We start from the raw sequence: 19,271 nt of genomic DNA on the forward strand, positions 1-19,271 counted from the left end.
GTGGGCTGTAAAGTAATCCGCCGCTGTCCGCCGTCTTGGCGGGCAGGCCTATTCGAGGATGGGAAGAATTCTTGTGGCCACCGCTTGCACGAAGTCTTCTTGCTCCGTGACGACCTTGAGCCCTTGAAAACTCAAGTAGTAGCCGCCGTGGCTGGGCGCTTGAATGGTGGCGCTCACTTCGACCCGTTGGCCGTCCTCGATTTCCGGGTCACGGATGAGCGGCCTTCCGCAAAGACCGAGCACGGCCACGGACATGACGCCTGTGTCGTCTTCGAGCTTAAAGAGGTACGCGCCGTAACAAGGGGTGTCATTGGGAAGCTTATACGGATCGAGCGGCTGCACGTCCCGCGCGGTGCCTTGGAGCGTGACCTGGCGCAGGTGATAGATTCTGGGCTCTTCCAGGATCTGCTGAATGGGAATCGGCTCCTCTGCCAGGATGATTGCCGGGAATCCTATGACAGCCAGAAGTGTGACGGCCCTGAGCTGGTGGAGGAATGGTCTGTCGGATCGCATGGCGCGCGCATTCTACCATTGTTTACGTATGAACCGCTCCGCGTCCGTCTTTCGCTTCACGCAGCCCGAGGCTATAATCCGCGCTCAGAACATGGGGAGGGATGCATGACTGGGAATAAGCAGCAGCTCAAAAAATATATTGCCGACAGCCGCCCGCGATTTGAAAATCTTCTCGGACAATTGGTGGAGGTGCCGTCTATCAGCATGGATCCGGCCAGGGCGGGGGAGATGCCGCGTGTCGCTACGCTGGCCGTGCAATATTTGAAGAGCCTTGGCGCCGAGGCGCAGGTCGTCGAAACAGGCGGCTATCCCATCATTTCCGGAGGCTGGACAACGGGAGCGGACTACCCGACCGTCACCATCTACAACCATCTCGACGTGCAGCCGGCGCAGGAACCGGAATGGAAAGAATCGCCCTTCGCCTTTCGCAAGGATAACGGGATCTATCATGGCCGCGGGGCGACAGACGATAAAGGTCCGGCGCTGTCGGCGTTGCTTGGGGCCTGGTATGCGATCGAACAGGGCGTTCCCATCAATATTCGTTTTCTGTGGGAGTTGGAGGAAGAGATCGGCAGTCCGCATTTCGCCGCGGGTCTCCACAATCGTCTCGCGATTCCACGGCCCGATTCCGTCGTGGTGTCGGATACGATTTGGATCGCCAAAGGCAAACCGGCCATGCCCTACGGGCTGCGCGGATTGATCGGCGCACGGTTGACCCTCAAGACAGGAGCGAAGGATGCTCATTCGGGTGTCACTGGTGGCGCCGCTCGCAATCCGCTGGCGGAATTGATGGAAGTGGCCTCCGCCTGCGTGGATGCCAAAACCGGCAAGGTGAAAATTCCAGGATTTTACAACGACGTGGTGGAGCCGACGAAGGCGGAGATCAAGAGTTTTCTCAAGTCAGGCTTCCAAGTCTCCAAGTTCAAGCAGGCGTACGGATTTCAGACGCTGCGCACGCAGGACCCTGCCGAGATCATGCGCCGTATCTGGGCGGCTCCGACGTTTGAAGTGCATGGGCTGACCGGCGGCTATCATGGCCCCGGCGTCAAGACAGTCGTGCCGGGTTACGGAGAACTGAAGGTCAGCATGCGACTGGTGCCCAATCAGACGCCTGAGAAGGTTTTTGCGCTGCTGAAGAAATTCGTTGCCAAGCTGAATCCCAACGTCAAGGTCGAGGCAGAGGGCATGTTGCAGCCGTTCCAGGGCCTCTTCGAAGGGCCGTACGTCGAGGCGGTGAAGCGGGCGGCGAAGGCGGGATTCGGCAAAGAGCCGGCGTTCATTCGCGAGGGCGGTTCGATTGGGGCCGTGGTGACGATGCAAAAGGCTTGGAAGGTCCCGATCCTCTTCATGGGCCTCAGTCTTCCCGAACACGGGTACCATGCGCCGAATGAATACTTTGATTGGGGGCAGGCTGCCAGCGGGATGACCGCCTTCGCGCATTATTTTGAAGAGCTGGCGAAGATGGGGAAGAGATAGGGCGCAGCCGGTTAGTCCCTTCATTCGATGACCGAGCGTTTGGGATGAGTTTATGGAAAGCAGATTTCGAAAGAATAGAGAGGGGCGACATCTGCGGCCGAACGGAAGGACATCGTTCGGTCGGCGGCGGATCTAAGGGCGGGATGAGTCCGGGAGCAGGCGTTGAATCGGTTCAACGCCTGCTCCCGATAGGGCGATGAGCTAGTTCTTTTTCTCTTCCGCCGTGGCCAGAATCGGTTGGAACATGGGATCGGCGTCCAGCACGGCTTTGAGCAATTCGGAATGGAGGAAATACCGCCAGACTTCGTCGGTCTTTCCCGGTACTTCATCGAACCAGCGTTTGGCTTCCGTGACGTGGTGTAGCAGCGTGGCCTTGTCCCCGTAGTTGGGCATGAAAATCATGCTGTAGGCCATCGTGTATTCCGCCAGGAATTTGTCGAGCGGCAGGTCGGCCACCGCCAGCGAGGCCTCTGCATCGGCATAGGCCCGGTTGATTTCAGGATCGTGCAGGATTCTGTTCCACGCGGACTTGTGCAGACGAGACCAGGCGAGTTGCAACAAGGCTTCGGCCTTGGCGGACTTTCTGGTATCGGGGATTTCTTTTACCAGCGCTTCGTGAGTCTCGATGGCAGCCTGCTGGTCGTTGTTCCAGCGATAGGCGACGCCCAATCGGAACCGGTTATCGAGTTGTTCCGGTCGGACTTTGGCGAGAGCTTCCAGAGCCGGCAGCATGCGGAACAGGAAATCGGCCGGCGTCGGCTGAGAGAAGCCGCCCATTTCCATCCCGTTGGACAAGTCTGTCCGAGTGGATTGCGCATAGATGTTCCAATAGAACTCGTTGGCGACCAGGGTCAGGGCCGGGTCTCGGATCGTGAGATTATGCCCGTTGTTGCCCTCGCGCAGGAGGACTGCGTAGAGATTTCGAGTGAGCACGGTCAGCGCGTCCGGTTGATTCGGATCGATAATCAGCACGCGGTTGAGCAGGGCCACCCGGTCGCGCAACTCAGGAAACGTGGCGGCTCGCGCCGCGGCTGCGGTGAGCGTCCCCGGCTGATCGCCCGGTCCCCACCACACCATAGATTGCGGCAGCGGCCGGCTGATCTCCGTCGTGAACGGAATTTTCTCCGCGACCATTCCCGCGACGGTCGGTTCGGTGACGACCGGCAGATTGAATACGGCGGTGTCACCCGGGAAGCCATGTTTCTTCAGTCCCGTGAAGACGACCCATTGAGTTGTGACGGACTTCAGCGATTTGCGCGCCCGCTTGATGGTGTTCGTCCACTTGACCGTCCCTTCGGCATAGGTGACCGGTGAGGTCAGGGGATCCTGGTACTGTATGTTCAATAGGACGAGTGTCGTGGGCACGGCCAGGATCTTTCCATTGGCGTTCAATCGGAAGGAGCCGGCGGGCAGGGGTTGGCTCTTGGTGACGGCGACACGGAGTCCGCTGCCCGGAGGGGAAATTCCAAGCTCTTCCATGACGAAGGCCGATGCCGGCGTGCGCGCGAGTTCGTCTCCGAAGAAGACCAGCGGGCCGGTGCTCGGCCAGAGCACCGTCATTCCCACATCGGTGCGTTTCAACGCAGGCGCATGGGCGGTCTTCAGATTCTCCCAACAGGATTCATATGAAGGGTCGGTCGCCGGCGGGTAGGCCTTCACTTTCGATGGCGCGGCCGCTACCAGGCGAAATTGACAGGCAAAGTCCAACTGTCCGACCGTGACGCGATCTCCCTTGGCGAGGGCCTCGGTATAACGAAGGGCGGCATCGGCAGCTGGGGTGTTGGCCTGGCGGGCCGGTTTGGATTTGTGCGAGGAGGCCGCGAAGGCGGTCTCCATTCCAGACCATCCTGCCAAGAGGGCGGTCATCAGCGTGAACAGGATGGGCGCGCGAAAGGTATTGCGGATACGACCATGCATCATCATCACCTATTTCCTGAACGAACATAATAAGGGCTAAAGAAGGATACTGTAGCATGACGTCGGACGAATCTGAAAGAGGCCAGGGGAGCGGACTTCCCGCTGTTTATCGGTGACGGCAGCCGTGCTGAGTGGGCCATGTTTGACCCATTCAGGAATCGTGAAAAGCGTGGCGGCGTTAGCGCGGCCGCGCAGCTCGGAGAATGTCGGTTCGCATGCGGGCTCGTTCGGCTTGTGAGAGGGCCGGGGTCGGTCGGTGTTGGCAGAGGGCGACCGTTTGTCTGAGCGAGGCGACGAATTCTTCGCAGTTGGGGCAGGCGCCGAGGTGTTTCCGCAATTCATCGCACAGCGTGCCGGGCAATTCATCGTCGATATAGGCGGAGAGCTTTTTTAGGATGGCCACACAGCGTCCTTTCCCGTGACGGTGGGGGCGGGCGGGTTTCCGCTGAACGGATCGGGTCGGCGTCCGTTTGGCCATGGCTAGCGTCCTCCTTGCGTGAACGAGTGGCCGTTGTGCGAGGGTTCGGATGCGGCAATCCCCTGAGCGCTGAGCTCGCGCCGGACAAACAAGCGTGCCCGGTGCAGCCGGGATTTCACGGCGCGCTCGTTGAGCCCGACGATACTGCCGACTTCTTTGGCGCTCAAGCCTTCCATGTCGCGCAGTACCAGCACCATGCGATATTTCTTGGGCAGTTTGGCAATCGCCTGATCGAGCGCCTGGCGCAGTTCTTTATTCTGCAGCGCCTCTTCCGGGCTGAGCCCGTCCACCGGAATCTGCAGGCGAAACTCCCCTTCCGAGGTCGGGATAAATTCTTCCAGCGACAATTCCCGGTCGGGCGCGCCTTTCCGCTTGCGGCGCATGCGCGAGCAGGCCCGTGCTGCAATGGCATAGAGCCAGGTCGAGACCTGCGCGTCTCCGCGGAATGTCTGATAGCCCCGGTAGGCATTGAGAAACGTTTCCTGGACCAGATCCTTTGCCGCTTCGGGTTCTCCGCAGAGTCTGGTCGCAAAGCGGTACATCTGATCGACATGGTCTCGATATAGCGTATCGAAGCTCGCAGCGGTACGCGCCTCATTGCGTGAGACCGGCGTGGGTTTTGGGGCGTGAGCGAGTGTTTTCATGCTGGTGGGTGAGAGTCTACGGAGAGAGCGAAAACCCTGTCAAGAGTGACAGCCGGCTTGGAGCTTAGTCAGAGTGATAGAAGTCGACAACCGCCCCGTCGCCATTGAGCTCAACGGTGATCGGACTGCCTTCTTTGGCTCCGGCTAGAGCGGATTTCCCGCGATCGGTCGGGAACGTTTGTTCGCCGGCAGGGGTCCAGAACCGTACCTCGGTGCGGTCCGGTGTCGAGAATTCGAGCGGGCCGGTGATGAACCGGCGTATCGGGGCCGCTCCATTGGGTGGGGTCAAGTCGGCCACGACTGAGTGGTGATGAACATGCAGGGTCATGGTCTGGCCGACCTTGGCGTTTTTGATCCCGATCTTGGCATTGACGTTGATGACGCCGACCGGTGTTTTAAAGAAAATGAAATTCGATTTGAGTTTGGATACGGTCCCGCTCAGGAGCACATGCGCGTCCGATCCACTGGGGGGCACTTGGCCGATCTGCAAATCGAATTGAAGGTCGTGCACGCCGATGATCGTGCCGGTGCCGTCGACTTCCACGGTGACCGGATCGCCGTCACGGAGTGCGGAGAGTTGCGACTCATGCGTGCCGTAGGGAAACGGCATGTCACCGTCCGGAGTCCAGCGGGTCAATTCTTTCGTACCATCTGAGCCCTTCACCACGGGGCCGGTCAGATAGCGATGGACGAGAGAATCGTCGGCCCGCTTGCGGATTTCAACGGCCATGCTGGATTCGTGAATCCAGAATGAGACGCGCTGCGAGGCGCGCATGTCCTTGAGCGTGGTTTTTGAACTGAGGGTGAGTAACCCGACGGGAGTTTTCAAAAATACAATGCCGGGCTTCGCCCGCCAGACCGAACCTTTCAAGGCGATCGATGGACTGGTTTCGTCGTGATCGGTCGCAGCAGCCGGATCCGGTTGGGTGTCCGGGAAGGTTTGCGCGACACTTGACGCGGGGAATCCTAGCGGCAAGAGTCCGCTGAGAGCGGCGCAGAGGAGGGTGAGGCGGAAGATAGGCGATGGTGGCGTCATGATCGCAGGGTCGTGTGTTTCAGACAATGAGCCGTTCAAGGCTCGATCCAGCCAGTCTGCGAATAACATGAGGGTGTGAACGAGTCAAGTTCAAACCCATTCGCCTCGTAATGTTACGAGGTGAACCGCTTAGAGAATATTCGCGAAGGGCGCCGTCATTTCTTGCGGATGAGCAAGCGCAGCGGCGTGCCGGAAAATCCGTAGGCGTCCCGGAGCTGGTGTTCGAGAAATCCAATATACGACGGGCCCACGTCTTGTGGGTGTCCGCAAAACAAGGCGAACGAAGGTGGCTTCGTCGCCACTTGGGTGATGAATGCAGCCTTCGACGTTTTCGAGGGTTTGCCTTTTCGAACCGGGAGGGGATGCGACTCCAGGATTTTTTGGAGCCATTGATTGAGCGCTCCGGTCGGCACGCGTTTATTGAACGATGCATAGACCGTGTTGATGTTGGGGAAGAGCTGATGCAGTGAATCGGGTTGAGCGGCGGATCCAAAGAGGACGGGCGCCCAGGTCAGGAATGGAAAACGCCGATGGAGTTCGCGCTCATATTCCTGGCGGGCCTCGGCATCGTTGGCCCGGAGATCCCACTTGTTCACGAGCAGCATGCAGGCGCGTCCCTGCTTGAGTACCGCCCCGGCGATTTTCGTGTCCTGTTCCGTGACGCCTTCTACCGCGTCGAGCAGCAGGACGGCCACATCAGAACGGCCGATGGCTCTCAGTGAGCGCATGACGCTATATCCTTCGAGCCCCGGCTCGATGCGGCCGCGGCGGCGGATGCCGGCCGTATCCGTGAAAATATAGCGCTGGTCGCCGTGTACGACGAGCGAATCGATCGGGTCGCGTGTGGTGCCGGGCATATCGCTGACGACGACGCGTTCTTCACCCAGGACGGCATTGGTCAATGTGGACTTGCCCACGTTTGGGCGGCCCACGAGCGCGATCCGCGGGAGTTGCGTGAGTTCCGTGGTCTCATCCGCCGGGGGTAATAGCGGGTAGAGGTCGTCCAGTAATTCGGATACGCCGATGCCATGTTCGGCGGAGACGGCGTGGAGCTCGGACTTGCCCAATTGATAAAAATCGGCAATGAGCGGTTCGGCTTTCGGGGTATCAATCTTGTTGATCACGTAAAAGATCGGCTTGGTTACGCCGCGCAGGAGCTTTACGACCTCGTGATCCGGCGGCGTTAAACCCGCCCGGCCATCTAGGATGAACATGAGGATGTCGGCTTCGGCGATGGCCAGTTCGGATTGCCGGCGAATCAAGGTCAGCATGCCGTCGGAGGAGGAGAGATCGAGTCCGCCGGTGTCGACCAGCCGGAATTTGCGGTCGAGATAGGTTGCATCTGCATAGTTGCGATCGCGGGTCACGCCGGGGACGTCGTCCACGATGGCGGTTTTGACCCCGAGGATCTTATTGAACAGAGTCGATTTCCCCACGTTCGGCCGGCCGATGATGGCGACCAGCGGCATCGGCGCCGCAGAGCTGAACGGCAGGGTTTTGGTCTTCGTTGGCGAATCACGCATCTTTTTCATAGGTCCGCGACCGTATCACATGAATTTTGGCAAACACAACCGGTGTCAGGTACACTTCCGGATCAATGAGGCAATTTGGCGTCAATTGGGCTGAAATCGATGACGTGCTGCTCGATATGGACGGCACGTTGCTGGACCGGCATTTCGATAACTTCTTTTTCGAAGAAGAGTTGCCGCGCCGCTATGCGACCCTTCATGGTCTTCCGTTTGAAGCATCGCGCGATCGTTTGATGGCGATGTATCGATCGGTGGAAGGGGAATTGGCCTGGACCGATCTCCACTATTGGACCGAACGGGTGGGGATCGATGTGGTGGCGATGCACAAGGAGTTGGATGGTCTGATCGGATTTCTTCCCGGGGCGGAGCCGTTCCTCACGGAAGTTCGTCGGCGTGGAAAGCGGATCACGATCCTCACCAATGCGCATGCGTCAGGGGTCGCGGTCAAAACGGCCAAAACCGGACTGGATCGCTATGTGGATCGGATCGTCGATGCGGCCGAGGTCGGCTATCTCAAAATGCGTTCGGAATATTGGCCTGCCTGCCAGAAGCTTGTCGGGTTTGATCCAACGCGCGCACTCTTTGTGGATGATGACGAGGGGTGTCTCCGTGCGGCACTGCGGTTCGGTCTGGCTCAGATCGTCCACAGCGCCAAATCCAGCTCGCAACGGCCTGCCGAAGCATCGAGCATCTTCCCCTCGATCGAGCATATGACGGCGCTGCTCGATGGTCATCCGTTTCCGGCTAGGCGCTGAGGCCCGCCCGGTCCGCCCGAGCAATTCCGCGGTATAGTTCTCCCCCGATTCGCGGTACTCCCTCCATTGCAAAGCGATCGAGTTGCAGAATGCGCAGTCCTGCCTCGCGAATCAGCTGATCGATCCGCCGATTCAGATTGCAGCCACAGCCGATGACGTTCTGAATCGGATTTAGCCGGTCCTGCCAAGCGGCTGTCCGAGCATCGTCGCTCCGGCCATGCTCGATGAACAGAAACTGGCCGGTCGGCTTCAGCACGCGTCGTACCTCTTGTAGGGCCTGTACGGGATCAGGAATCGTACAGAGCGTCCAGGTGCTCACGACATGGTCGAAGATCCCATCTTCATAGGGAAGCCGTTCTGCGCTGAGATAGGTGATCTCGACAGGAAAGGCCACGGCGGCCCTCCGTTCCGCGACGCGAACAGGCAGCAATGGTACCGGATCGACGGCTCGGAGCCGTAGGACTCGGGGTGGGTAGCAAGCCAGATTGAGACCGGTGCCCAGTCCAATTTCCAGGACTTCGCCGGCGACGTTTTTGAGTAAATCGGCTCGCAACCGCTGGAATTCAAGCCCACTCATGACTCGGTCCATAAGGCGGGGAAAGAGTCGATTGGCGTAAAAACCCATAAAGATATTCATCGGAGTACCCCCTTTGTAGGAGCCGGTTCCCTCCCTCTGCACGGTAGGCAGGTTGTCACCTGGGCCATATACTCAACCTATCAGTGCAATTCATTAGATCGATTGTGGCTGTGGGATTCAACAGGATCACGACGGAGGTGGAGCATGATGGATATTCAACAGTGGCGGCAGGTACTCGGGGTGCCACGGTGGTTTACTCTCGGACTCGCGGTGTCGACGATGTTGTTCACGTCGGTTGTCCAGGCAGAAACGTATGTCGCCGGGCAGCTCGGCTTTACTCTGGCTCAGGATACCACGCGCGGCCGGGCAAACGATCCCACGTACTCGGGGTTGGCAACCGGGACATCGGTTTCCAATGTCAATTTGAACAATTCGGTGATGTACGGTGTGAAAGTGGGGCACTATTTTGAGTCGGTCTCGTGGTTGGGTGTCGAACTGGAAGGATTTGTGACGTCTCCCCATCGGCCTCAGCAGCGATTGACGCTTGCGGTGCCGGGAAGCGGGAATGTGACCGTGGAAGAGGGAGGCGCGACGAATCGGTTGATCGTGGTGTCGCCTCTCCTGATGGTGCGGTATCAGGCTGGGGCCTTTGAGCCCTATGCGGGGGTCGGGCCTGGTTTGATGATGTTGCATCAGCAACAGCTGACCTCGGCCGCGAGCGGGACGGCGTATTCGCAGTCTTATACGGGGATCGGTCTCAATACCCAAGTCGGACTGCGTTATCGACTGACCGATCATGTTTCGATGTTCGGAGAATGGAAATTCAATTATGCCCGTCTGGACCTTCCCGGCCAGGCGGACGTCGGTCATTTTGGTATCAACGCGATTGCGACGCTCCACCACTTTGTGTTCGGCATCGGCTACCATTTCTAGCGTTTCTTCGGGGGCCGGCGAATCGGGTCCTGCCGGCCCCCACCCGCTCCACACTCCTCTTCCCATTGTTGTTGCCCCTGCCGGTCTGTGCTAGAGTTCCACGATTTTTTAATCCCCCCGGAGAGTCATGGCAAAAGGGTACGATCATCACGCGCTGGAAGTGAAGTGGCAGGCCTATTGGGAAGAGCATCGCCCGTTTCGCGCCCACCAGGACACGACCAAACCGAAGTTTTATTGCCTCGATATGTTTCCCTATCCTTCCGGGTCCGGGCTTCATGTCGGGCATCTGGAAGGCTACACCGCGACGGATATCGTTTCTCGCTACAAACGCATGCGGGGATTCAATGTGCTCCATCCGATGGGCTGGGATGCCTTCGGTCTGCCGGCCGAGCAATATGCGGTGAAGACCGGCGTGCATCCGGCCCTCACGACCGCGCAAAACATCGCGACGTTCAAACGGCAGATGAAGCGGGTGGGGTTGTCCTATGATTGGGAGCGGGAGCTCAGCACCACCGATCCCGATTACTATCGCTGGACGCAATGGATCTTTCTTCAACTCTATAAGCGTGGGCTGGCTTATGTCGCCGAAGTCCCGGTCAATTGGTGTCCGGCGCTTGGCACGGTGCTGGCGAACGAAGAAATCGTCGACGGCAAAAGCGAGGTCGGCGGGTTCGACGTCGTTCGCAAACCCATGCGTCAGTGGGTCTTGAAGATTACTGCCTATGCCGATCGGCTCCTCGAAGATTTGAAGCTGGTGGAATGGCCTGCCAGTACGCTCGAAATGCAGAAGAATTGGATCGGTCGGTCGATCGGCGCGGAAGTGGATTTTGCCCTGGCCGATACCCGTGGAACGATTCGGGTCTTTACCACCAGGCCCGATACGCTCTTCGGTGCGACCTATATGGTGTTGGCGCCCGAGCATCCGCTGGTGGATGTGGTAACCAGCGCCTCCCAGAAGGCCGCCGTCGTGGCCTATCGCGATGCGGCCTCCAGAAAGAGCGATTTACAGCGGCAGGAACTGGACAAGGAAAAGACCGGCGTGTTCACGGGCGGGTATGCGATCAACCCGGTGAACGGCGAACGGTTGCCGGTCTGGCTGGCGGATTACGTTCTCATGAGCTACGGCACCGGCGCGATCATGGCGGTTCCGGCGCATGATGAGCGGGATTGGGCCTTTGCTAAGACCTATCAGTTGCCTATTCGCGAAGTGATTCAAGGTGGTCAGGTTCAGGAGGCGGCCTTTGTCGCGACGGATCGCGGCACGGTCGTGAACTCGGCCATGCCGGACGGGTCCTTGTCTCTGAACGGGATGAAACCGGCGGAGGCGATTCCGGCGATCACGGCCTGGCTGGAGCAACAGGGTAAGGGAAAGAAGGCGATCAACTATAAGTTGCGCGATTGGCTCTTTGCCCGGCAGCGTTATTGGGGAGAGCCGTTCCCGATTGTGTGGGTGGATGGGGAGTCACACCCGTTGCCGGAGGAACAGCTGCCGTTGATCTTGCCAGAGACCAGCAATTTCAAACCGTCAGGCAGTGGAGAAAGTCCACTGGCGAACTTGGAAGAGTGGCTGGTGACGACCGATCCTCACACAGGGAAACCGGCCCGGCGTGAAACGAATACGATGCCGCAGTGGGCCGGTTCCTGCTGGTACTATCTCCGCTTCGCCGATCCAAAGAATGCGAAGCAATTGGTGGACCCGGCGATGGAGCGCTATTGGCTGCCGGTCGATCTCTACGTCGGCGGCAGTGAACATGCCGTGCTGCATCTGCTCTATGCACGCTTCTGGCACAAGGTGCTCTTCGACATCGGGGTGGTGAGCACGCCGGAACCGTTTAAGAAGCTGGTGCATCAAGGTATTGTCTTGGGCGAAGACAATCAGAAGATGTCCAAGTCCCGCGGGAATGTCGTCAATCCAGACGATATGATGGACCAGTTCGGCGCCGACGCGGTGCGGCTCTATGAAATGTTCATGGGGCCGTTGGAAGCGATGAAGCCCTGGAGTACGCGCGGGGTTGAAGGGGTGACTCGTTTTTTAGAGCGGACTTGGCGATTGATCGTGACGGAAGAGGGCGGGCTGTCTGCGTCGGTGGTGTCGGCATCGCCCAGTCTTGAGCATCAACGGCTGTTGCATCAGACCATCAAGAAAGTCTCGGAGGATATCGACGAACTCCGGTTCAACACCGCCATTGCGCAAATGATGGTGTTCACCAATGAGATGACCAAGGCCGAACCGCGCCCACGGGCCTTGCTCGAGCCGTTTGTGTTGCTGCTGTCGCCCTTTGCACCGCATGTGGCGGAGGAGCTGTGGGCTATTCTCGGTCATGCGCCGAGCGTGTCTCAGCAACCCTGGCCGCAGTTTGATCCGGCGTTGACGGTGAGCGACCGGCTGACGATCCCCGTCCAGGTGAACGGGAAGCTTCGTGGCAAGATCGAGGTGGCAGCAGATACCGCGCGCGATACGGTAGAGCGAGCTGCTCGTGAAACAGTGGCGGAATGGCTGCAAGGCAACGAGCCGAAAAAAGTGATTTACGTCGAGAAGAAGCTCGTGAACTTCGTCATATGACGCAATTCCGTACCATAAGGCGATGGGGAGTGCCGCTCGTGACGGCGGGCTGCCTCCTCATGCTGGTAGGGTGCGGGTATCAGTTTCGGGTAGAGGGAGCCGGTCCGACCATCGGCGGATCGACGGTACGGGCCTCTGATCAGCCGACCCCGCGATTGGTCATTCGCACATTGGTGAATAACAGTTTTGAGCCGAATCTTGAAACGCGCTACACGAACTATCTGCGGCGGGAATTTTCGTCCGGCAGCGGGACTCAGGTGGTTCCGGACAACGAGGCGGCGGATCTCGTTCTGACCGGGCAGATCTTGTCTGTCAGTATCCCGACGTTAAGCTTCAGCCTGACGCCGACGCCTGGAAATCAGACGGGATCGGCGACAACGCTGGAAAGCCGGGCGGAAGTGACAGTCGCTGTGAAAATCGAGGAAACCCGAACGAAAAAGCTGGTCTGGACGCAGATTTCGAAGGGCTCATCCGAGTTCTATATTACCCCCGATCTGCAATTTAATCGCGTGTTGCAAACCCGCGCGCTGGAGCAAGCCGGCCGGTTCGCCGCAGAAGATCTTGCGTCACGGTTTCTCTTGCACCTGGAGGCCGGCATAGGAGCCAAGTCTGCGGCTGAAGCCCCCTCCACCGTGCCGGTCGCCAAGTAGAGTATTTTCAAGGATCTTATGGGAACCGCGCTCAGTCCATTGCAACTCTCCGCCGCGTTGCGGCAGTCGCCTCCAGCGCCCGTGTATCTCGTAGTGGGGGAAGAGGATCTTCTGCGCGATGAGGCCGTGGCCACACTCAAGACCGCGCTGCTCGGAGAGGGCGGAGATTTTAATTTCGATGTGTTCTATGGCGATGAGGCGGCCGGGAGCGACATTCTGACCTGTGCATTGGAAGTGCCGGTGTTTGCTGAATGCCGGGTCGTCCTGGTGAAAGGCGCTGAAAAAATCTCTGCCCGTGAAGCGGAAGTGCTGCTGCCTTACCTTGCCGCTCCGGTGCAGGCGACCACCGTGATTTTTGTCAGTACCAAGTTGGACGGGCGGCTGAAGTTTTCCCAGGCGCTCGCGCGCGCCGCGGTGACCGTCGACTGCTCACCATTGCGGGAAATGCACTTAGGGCCGTGGATAAGCCGGGATGCGCAACGGCTGGGATTGCGGTTGGATGAGAAGGCTGTGGAGGTGCTCAAGGAGACGTCAGGCGGATCGTTGTACGCCGTCCGGCGGGAACTCGAAAAGCTCGCGGCCTATATCACGACCGACCGTATGGCGACGGTTGCCGATGTCTACCAACTGCGTGGCGTTGAACCTGGCGCGTCGGTGTTTGATTTGACCATGGCGATTGCGGAGGGCCAGCGTGGGCGAGTGCTCTCGATTCTCGCCAGAAACCTTGAGGCCGGTGAGGCGCCGCTGCGCATTCTCGGGTCTTTGGCCTGGCAGTATCGCCGGATTTGGAAAATGAAAGAATTGCTTCGTGAGGGAGGGCGTGAGGGGGAGGCCGCGAGGACCTTGCGCATGGATCCGATGCAGGTCAAGACGTTCCTGGGCCGCCTGTCAGATGCACATGTGCGGGATGCGCTGCGATGGTTTTGGGAAGCCGACGGACAACTCAAAGGAGGCAGCGCTGGACAGCCCAGGATGACGATGGAGCGGGTATTGTTGCGGCTCTGCCGGTCTGTCCAGCAGGCGCACGTAACCCCCCCGCACCGACCACCGGCCCCGACAGGGCGGGGCTCGGCGCGAGTGGTTTCGAACGTCAGAACAATTACGAGCGGGAACCGGACAGGCCGTTGACGTGTTGGGTCAAGCGGGAGATACGGCGGGACGCGGTGTTGGGCTTCAGGGCGCCCTTGGTCACGGCTTTGCCGAGGGCCGAGGTGGCCGCACGCAAGGCCGTCTTGGCGTCGTCCGCCTTCTTGTCGGCCACGGCCGACTGCACTTTCTTGATCAGGGTCTTGACCGCGCTCAACGTGGCTTTGTTCCGATCACGGCGGCGTTCGGCCTGACGGGCACTGCGAAGAGTGGACTTGTGGATCACAGGCATTGTCTATTCCTCCAAAAAAAGAGCAAACTATGTAACATAGGGGACCATGAGCCGTCAACAATCGGCCAACCCCTTCAAAAGGAATCCTATGGCAAAGATCATTGCGCGTGACCGTTTGATATTCGCACTCGACGTTCCGTCGGTCGTCGAAGCCGAGCGCCTTCTGGACCAGCTCCAAGGGCATATCTCCTTCGTGAAGGTCGGACTGGAGCTGTATACTGCCGCCGGTCCGGACATGATCAAGCGGGTGCTTGATCGAAACATGCGGGTGTTTCTCGACCTGAAGTTTCTCGATATCGAAGAAACCGTTCGCCGGGCCACGGCCAAGGTCGCCGCCATGGGCGTCGACTTTCTCACGATCCATGCGAATCGCAAGGCCCTGGCGGCGGCGGTGCAGGGGCGTGAAGGGTCGGATTTGAAATTATTGGCGGTCACCGTGCTGACAAATTTCGACAGTCACGATCTCCGCGATATGGGGATTCAGCGAAGCGTGCAGGATCTTGTGACGGCGCGCGCGCTGCTGGCGTCAGAAGTCGGCTGTGACGGGGTCGTTGCGTCAGGAGAAGAGCCGGCGGCCATCCGTCAGAAGGTCGGCCCCCGGTTTCTCATTGTTACGCCCGGGGTACGTCCGGCAGGAAAGGGAGTGGACGACCATGCCCGTGCAACAACGCCGACCCAGACGATCGCTGCCGGGGCGGACTATCTCGTCATCGGACGGCCGATCCGGGACGCTGTCGATCCGGTGGCCACGGTGACCGAGATTGTGAGTGAGATGCAAACGGCGTTCGACGCACGCCCGTAGGCCGGGCAGGACTGAGTTGCGGCGCGTCACTGCTCTTTGCTAAGATCCTTCCGCTGCGTACCGATTCAATTCCTTCCAGATGGTGGGTGTAGCTCAGTTGGTTAGAGCGCTGGATTGTGGATCCGGAGGTCGCGGGTTCGAAACCCGTCACTCACCCCATCTTTTCTTTTCGTAACTACTGGAATCTCTAGGCGATCCGTCGAGGCCAGCCCAGGAATGGGTGAGCGTGGTTGCGCGGGGGTTGCGGATTCGACAGCCAGAGTGGGCTTCTCCACCGGGAGATCTAAGCGGTCTACGGCTTGTTTGTTCCCGCCTGGGATCAAGTGGCCGTAGAGATCCACCGTCACTTGGATTGAGCAATGGCCCATCTGATCTTTCACGTAGACCGGGCTCTCCCCGTTTTGCAGGAGCAGACTCGCGAACGTGTGGCGGAGATCATGGAACCGGACTTTTCGCAGCTTGGCCTTGGTGAGCAAGCCATAGAACACGCGGTCACGAAGATTGTGCGGATGCAGTAGCCCTCCCGTCTCGCTCGCAAAGACCCATTCAGGAATGTCGTTCACCCCGTTGGCGGCGGCCTCAATCTGTTGTTCGGTGCGGAGATCCTTGAGGGTCTGCATCAGTTCCCTGGACATATCCACCCGGCGACTTTCGCCATTCTTTGGCGTGGTCAGCTTCCAATGGGTGTAGTTGCGCTGTACCTCGATAAATCGGCTTTGCCAATCGATGTCGCCCCACTGGAGCGCCAGGAGTTCGCCCATCCGCATGCCGGTCCGGACGGCGCAGAGAAAGAGCGGGAAATAACGCGGGAGCCTGTCCTTCGTCGTGCTGAGCAACACGCTCACTTCCTCGCGGGTCAAGGGATCGACCTTCCGGCGTTTGCTGATCTTCGGCAGGAACTTCCCAGGCTTCAGCGCCGTGTTTACGGTGATCAGACCATCTTCGACCGCGTGACTGAGCAGGCTGCTGAGACAGCGGATGATGTTCTGCACCGTCTTCGGGGATTGCCCTTTCTGGAGGCATCCCATCGCCAAGGCTTTGACCTTCTCACGGGTAATCTCCTGCATGTCCACTCCGCGGAAGACGGGGAGCAGATCTCGATCAACAATCTTGCGATAGTCGGCGTGCGTTGTGTGCTTGCGGGTCTGTTCGATCCGGGAGAGAAACATCGAGGAATAGCTGTCAAACGTCTCGCCCGACTGCTGAGTCTCAAACGCGGCGTGTCCTATTGCGAGACGTGCCTGGATCTGTTGGGCGACCTGAGTCGCGGCCTTCTTGCCGGCTGCGCCCGTGCCAATCCGTTTGGCTTTGCGCATGCCGCGGTGGTCGATGTAGATCCACCAGGCTCCGTTTCGTTCTCGAACTTTGACTCCCATGGCCGCCATGGTTGAGACTCCTCGTGAATTTGTCAAGCGACTCGTCGAGGTGGACAGATTTGCGCCACAACACTCTCAACGATTTCGGTCAGTTGGTCTGAAGGATGGGTAACTCGCTGGGCCTCCATCCATCGGTCGAACTCGTCACGTTTCACCAGCAATTTCCCGCCTACTCGGTAATGGGGCAATGGGTACATACGGTCAACCAAGCGATCTCGAAGCCATCGCACAGAGCAGCTTGAGTACGCTGCCAGCGTCTTGAGATCTAGAAAGCTCGGTTGAACGTGAGTCGGCGATTTCACGGCTCGATATCCTCAAACCGTGCGAACCGATCGATAAATTTTAGGCGCCGGTCACCGATCGGCCCGTTACGATGCTTCCGGATGAGGACCTCGGCGACCCCTTTTTCATCGGTGTCGGGAACATAGACTTCGTGCCGGTAGAGAAACAGAACCACGTCAGCATCTTGCTCAATGGCGCCGGAGTCCCGAAGGTCGGCTAACATCGGGCGTTTGTCGGGGCGCTGTTCGCAGGCTCGGGAGAGTTGGGAGAGTGCGAGCACAGGAATATCCAACTCCTTTGCCAAGAGCTTGAGTCTCCTGGACGCATCGGCTATGCCCTGCTGCCGAGTCTCGGCGCCAGGGAGCAAAAGGAGTTGCAGATAATCAACAACCAGAAGATCTAGCCCTTTCGTAGCCTTGAGATGCCGGGCTTTTGCCGCGACTTGCTCCACGGTGAGTACTGTGGAATCGTCTGCCCAGAACGGTAGCTGTTCGAACTCTTGGGCGGTGTTGGCGAAGTGCCACCATTCCTCCTGGCGGAGCGTTCCTGTCTTGAGGGTATGCACATCGATTGACGCGGCCATCCCAATCACTCGAAGGCCTATTTGTTGACTCGACATCTCTAAGGACAATATCCCCACGTTGTAGCCTGCATGAGCTGCCGCGAGGGCTGACCCGATCGCGAGGCTGGTTTTCCCCATGCTTGGGCGGGCTGCGATAATCACCAGGTCTGACCGCTGCCACCCGCCTAACAGCGTATCAATCGTTGCAAAGCCAGTAGGAATTCCGATCAGAGCCTTTCCCTGTTTGCGGGCACGATCAACGTAGTCGGCAGTTTCGCGGGCGATGTCGGCCCCTGATTGCCAGGTGCGGTCATCCCGTCCGGCCGCGATTTCTGACGCGCCGCGCTCAACTTCTCTCAGTAGGTCTTCGGTCGGAGCTTTCTCGTAAGCCATTTGGACGAGTGTTGTGCTGCGTTTGATCAGCCTGCGTCGAATGGCATGATCACTGACGATACGGGCGTGATGGGTGATATTGGCTGCTGAGCTTACAGTGGTCAGCACTTCGGCCAACGAACCTCGCCCGCCGATGCGATCCAAACGCCCGTGACGATCAAGCCAATCTCCGACTGTCAGGAGATCGATGAGTACGCTTGTTCCGGCAAGATCGGTCATGGCTTCGAAAATGTCCCGGTGCCTGGAATCATAGAAGTCGCCGGCCTTCAGAATTTCCTGAGCGTGTGCGAGGGCGGTTGCGTTGATCAGGACGGCTCCAAGGATCGCCTGCTCGGCGTCGAGATCGTGAGGCTGGATACGAGGGAGGTCAGTGAGTGGCATGAGTCACCAATTCTGATTTGAGTGCAGGCCTGAGATGGTCAACGCAGCGAGGCTCGTTCGGTCGGCTCTCTGGGCTGGCTGGCTTGCCACAGTCCTGCCCGAAGCGATCGCCTGGGCCTTGGATGCGCTTTGAGCAGGTCGGCGCCTGGCCCTGGCCGTTCGTAGACTCTTCCGGGGTGATCCAGTCTCTCCACGGTTGGTCTTCCTTGCCGTTCTGCAAGAAGCGGTGAGGGTCCTTGATGCCGACGCCCCTCTGGACCAGTTCACTGCTGGCGTAGTGGTGAGTAGCGACAAGAACGAGGCGACGATCTTCAGGATTGAGGGCGTGGAACTTTCTTAGCGCCTCCGGCTTGCCTACTCGCTTCCCGTTCCTCTTCGGGTAGATCTCCCAGAAATCCTCAAACTCGCGTTCGACCGCCGGAGGCGTCTCCTGCTCTTGTTCCTGCTCCTGCTCCTGCTCCTGAGTTGGCGAGGGGTTGGGTAAGGGGTTAGGGGAGGGCTTGGGGGAGGGGTGGGGGTACCACTTGGCGAGGGTTTGGAGGAACGTTTCTTTGACAGCATCTAAGAGGTAGGTAGTGTTAGCCGCGAATCTGGCGAAGAGGGGCGTTGCGGGAAGATCGTCGAGATCTTTGAGGTTGCCCACGACATTATTAGCACTCTCGGGTTGGTTATATCGCCACCAGGTTGGGAGATAGAGCACTCGGGCTTCTGAATCCCACTCCCATTTCAAGGCCAGACAGACCTTCTCGAAACCTTTGCGGAACGTTGCGGGTAATGTTCCCAAATCTTCGCAGGCTTTGCCGGGAGAGAAAGAGAAGAGGCCGATCCGGTTGGACTGAGCGGTGAGGATGTAGAGCGCAATGCGTTGTTGCTCGCCGGTCAATTGGCGGAACTTTTCATCAGTCCAGATTCGAGGATCGATTTTTCTGAAGCGGGCAGCCATTTCAGTTCCTTGCTCTGACAGGTTCGAGGTCGAGCGAATTCACGGTTGTGAGTAGCTGTTCTAGAATCGGATGGGCAGCCATG

18 protein-coding genes, 1 tRNA gene and 1 pseudogene are annotated in these 19,271 nt (G+C 58.9%); 8 read left to right on the plus strand and 12 right to left on the minus strand.

Annotated features, from left to right (window positions below):
- Nucleotides 1-48: 48 nt before the first annotated feature.
- Nucleotides 49-513, minus strand: a complete 465-nt coding sequence (locus tag NITLEN_RS07885; protein WP_121989052.1) for a hypothetical protein — start codon at nt 511-513, stop codon at nt 49-51.
- Between the two features lie 105 nt (nt 514-618).
- Between NITLEN_RS07885 and NITLEN_RS07890 the strand changes: the two genes are divergently transcribed.
- A complete protein-coding gene (locus NITLEN_RS07890) occupies nt 619-1,989 on the plus strand; it encodes a M20/M25/M40 family metallo-hydrolase (RefSeq protein WP_121989053.1) in 1,371 nt (456 codons plus the stop codon).
- A 201-nt stretch (nt 1,990-2,190) separates the two neighbouring features.
- Here NITLEN_RS07890 and NITLEN_RS07895 read toward each other — a convergent pair whose 3' ends face one another.
- From NITLEN_RS07895 to der, 5 genes are all read right to left on the minus strand, one after another.
- The gene (locus NITLEN_RS07895) at nt 2,191-3,912 is read right to left on the minus strand and encodes a tetratricopeptide repeat protein (protein WP_121989054.1); all 1,722 of its coding nucleotides are present in this window, start codon (nt 3,910-3,912) and stop codon (nt 2,191-2,193) included.
- A 172-nt stretch (nt 3,913-4,084) separates the two neighbouring features.
- A complete protein-coding gene (locus NITLEN_RS07900; protein WP_121989055.1) occupies nt 4,085-4,384 on the minus strand; it encodes an anti-sigma factor family protein in 300 nt (99 codons plus the stop codon).
- Nucleotides 4,385-4,386: 2 nt separating this feature from the next.
- Nucleotides 4,387-5,028, minus strand: coding sequence for an RNA polymerase sigma factor (locus tag NITLEN_RS07905; protein WP_121989056.1), 642 nt, complete (start codon nt 5,026-5,028; stop codon nt 4,387-4,389).
- A 64-nt stretch (nt 5,029-5,092) separates the two neighbouring features.
- The gene (locus NITLEN_RS07910) at nt 5,093-6,064 is read right to left on the minus strand and encodes a hypothetical protein (protein WP_146216136.1); all 972 of its coding nucleotides are present in this window, start codon (nt 6,062-6,064) and stop codon (nt 5,093-5,095) included.
- A 155-nt stretch (nt 6,065-6,219) separates the two neighbouring features.
- Entirely contained in the window at nt 6,220-7,587 is a 1,368-nt protein-coding gene (gene der, locus NITLEN_RS07915) for a ribosome biogenesis GTPase Der (protein ID WP_245924409.1), read from the minus strand.
- 74 nt (nt 7,588-7,661) lie between these two features.
- Here der and NITLEN_RS07920 point away from each other — a divergent pair, with 74 nt between their 5' ends.
- Nucleotides 7,662-8,348 carry an HAD family hydrolase gene (locus NITLEN_RS07920; protein WP_121989058.1) on the plus strand — a complete coding sequence of 229 codons (687 nt, stop codon included), beginning with the start codon at nt 7,662-7,664 and terminating at the stop codon, nt 8,346-8,348.
- Here the strand turns inward: NITLEN_RS07920 and NITLEN_RS07925 are convergent.
- The gene (locus NITLEN_RS07925; protein WP_219999413.1) at nt 8,338-8,985 is read right to left on the minus strand and encodes a class I SAM-dependent methyltransferase; all 648 of its coding nucleotides are present in this window, start codon (nt 8,983-8,985) and stop codon (nt 8,338-8,340) included. The genes NITLEN_RS07920 and NITLEN_RS07925 overlap by 11 nt on opposite strands.
- Before the next feature lie 144 nt (nt 8,986-9,129).
- On the opposite strand from NITLEN_RS07925, the gene NITLEN_RS07930 reads away from it, so the two are divergent.
- The 4 genes from NITLEN_RS07930 to holA all read left to right on the plus strand — a co-directional run bounded on the left by NITLEN_RS07930 (nt 9,130) and on the right by holA (nt 14,199).
- Entirely contained in the window at nt 9,130-9,858 is a 729-nt protein-coding gene (locus tag NITLEN_RS07930) for an outer membrane beta-barrel protein (RefSeq protein WP_121989059.1), read from the plus strand.
- Nucleotides 9,859-9,985: 127 nt separating this feature from the next.
- A complete protein-coding gene (leuS, locus tag NITLEN_RS07935) occupies nt 9,986-12,421 on the plus strand; it encodes a leucine--tRNA ligase (protein WP_121989060.1) in 2,436 nt (811 codons plus the stop codon).
- A gap of 29 nt (nt 12,422-12,450) precedes the next feature.
- On the plus strand, nt 12,451-13,071 hold the full coding sequence (gene lptE, locus NITLEN_RS07940; protein WP_181416719.1) for an LPS assembly lipoprotein LptE: 621 nt from the start codon (nt 12,451-12,453) through the stop codon (nt 13,069-13,071).
- An 18-nt stretch (nt 13,072-13,089) separates the two neighbouring features.
- Complete coding sequence (holA, locus tag NITLEN_RS07945) at nt 13,090-14,199, plus strand: DNA polymerase III subunit delta (protein WP_121989062.1); 1,110 nt, start codon at nt 13,090-13,092, stop codon at nt 14,197-14,199.
- On the opposite strand, the gene rpsT is transcribed toward holA, so the two are convergent.
- Nucleotides 14,171-14,449, minus strand: coding sequence for a 30S ribosomal protein S20 (rpsT, locus tag NITLEN_RS07950; RefSeq protein WP_121989063.1), 279 nt, complete (start codon nt 14,447-14,449; stop codon nt 14,171-14,173). The two genes, holA and rpsT, sit on opposite strands and share 29 nt — an antisense overlap.
- 88 nt (nt 14,450-14,537) lie before the next feature.
- On the opposite strand from rpsT, the gene pyrF reads away from it, so the two are divergent.
- The gene (gene pyrF / locus NITLEN_RS07955; RefSeq protein WP_121989064.1) at nt 14,538-15,251 is read left to right on the plus strand and encodes an orotidine-5'-phosphate decarboxylase; all 714 of its coding nucleotides are present in this window, start codon (nt 14,538-14,540) and stop codon (nt 15,249-15,251) included.
- An 82-nt stretch (nt 15,252-15,333) separates the two neighbouring features.
- Nucleotides 15,334-15,410, plus strand: a tRNA-His gene (locus tag NITLEN_RS07960).
- Nucleotides 15,411-15,631: 221 nt separating this feature from the next.
- On the opposite strand, the pseudogene NITLEN_RS18845 reads toward NITLEN_RS07960, so the two are convergent.
- The 4 genes and pseudogenes from NITLEN_RS18845 to NITLEN_RS07980 all read right to left on the minus strand — a co-directional run.
- Nucleotides 15,632-16,636: pseudogene (locus NITLEN_RS18845) on the minus strand (tyrosine-type recombinase/integrase); the annotation flags it as partial.
- Between the two features lie 23 nt (nt 16,637-16,659).
- Nucleotides 16,660-16,929, minus strand: a complete 270-nt coding sequence (locus tag NITLEN_RS18850) for a helix-turn-helix domain-containing protein (RefSeq protein WP_121989065.1) — start codon at nt 16,927-16,929, stop codon at nt 16,660-16,662.
- The gene (gene dnaB, locus NITLEN_RS07975) at nt 16,926-18,245 is read right to left on the minus strand and encodes a replicative DNA helicase (RefSeq protein WP_121989066.1); all 1,320 of its coding nucleotides are present in this window, start codon (nt 18,243-18,245) and stop codon (nt 16,926-16,928) included. Before dnaB ends, NITLEN_RS18850 begins: the two co-directional genes overlap by 4 nt.
- On the minus strand, nt 18,232-19,188 hold the full coding sequence (locus NITLEN_RS07980) for a hypothetical protein (RefSeq protein WP_121989067.1): 957 nt from the start codon (nt 19,186-19,188) through the stop codon (nt 18,232-18,234). Before NITLEN_RS07980 ends, dnaB begins: the two co-directional genes overlap by 14 nt.
- Nucleotides 19,189-19,271: the final 83 nt, after the last annotated feature.

The sequence above is a fragment of the Nitrospira lenta genome (assembly GCF_900403705.1).
GTDB lineage: Bacteria > Nitrospirota > Nitrospiria > Nitrospirales > Nitrospiraceae > Nitrospira_D > Nitrospira_D lenta.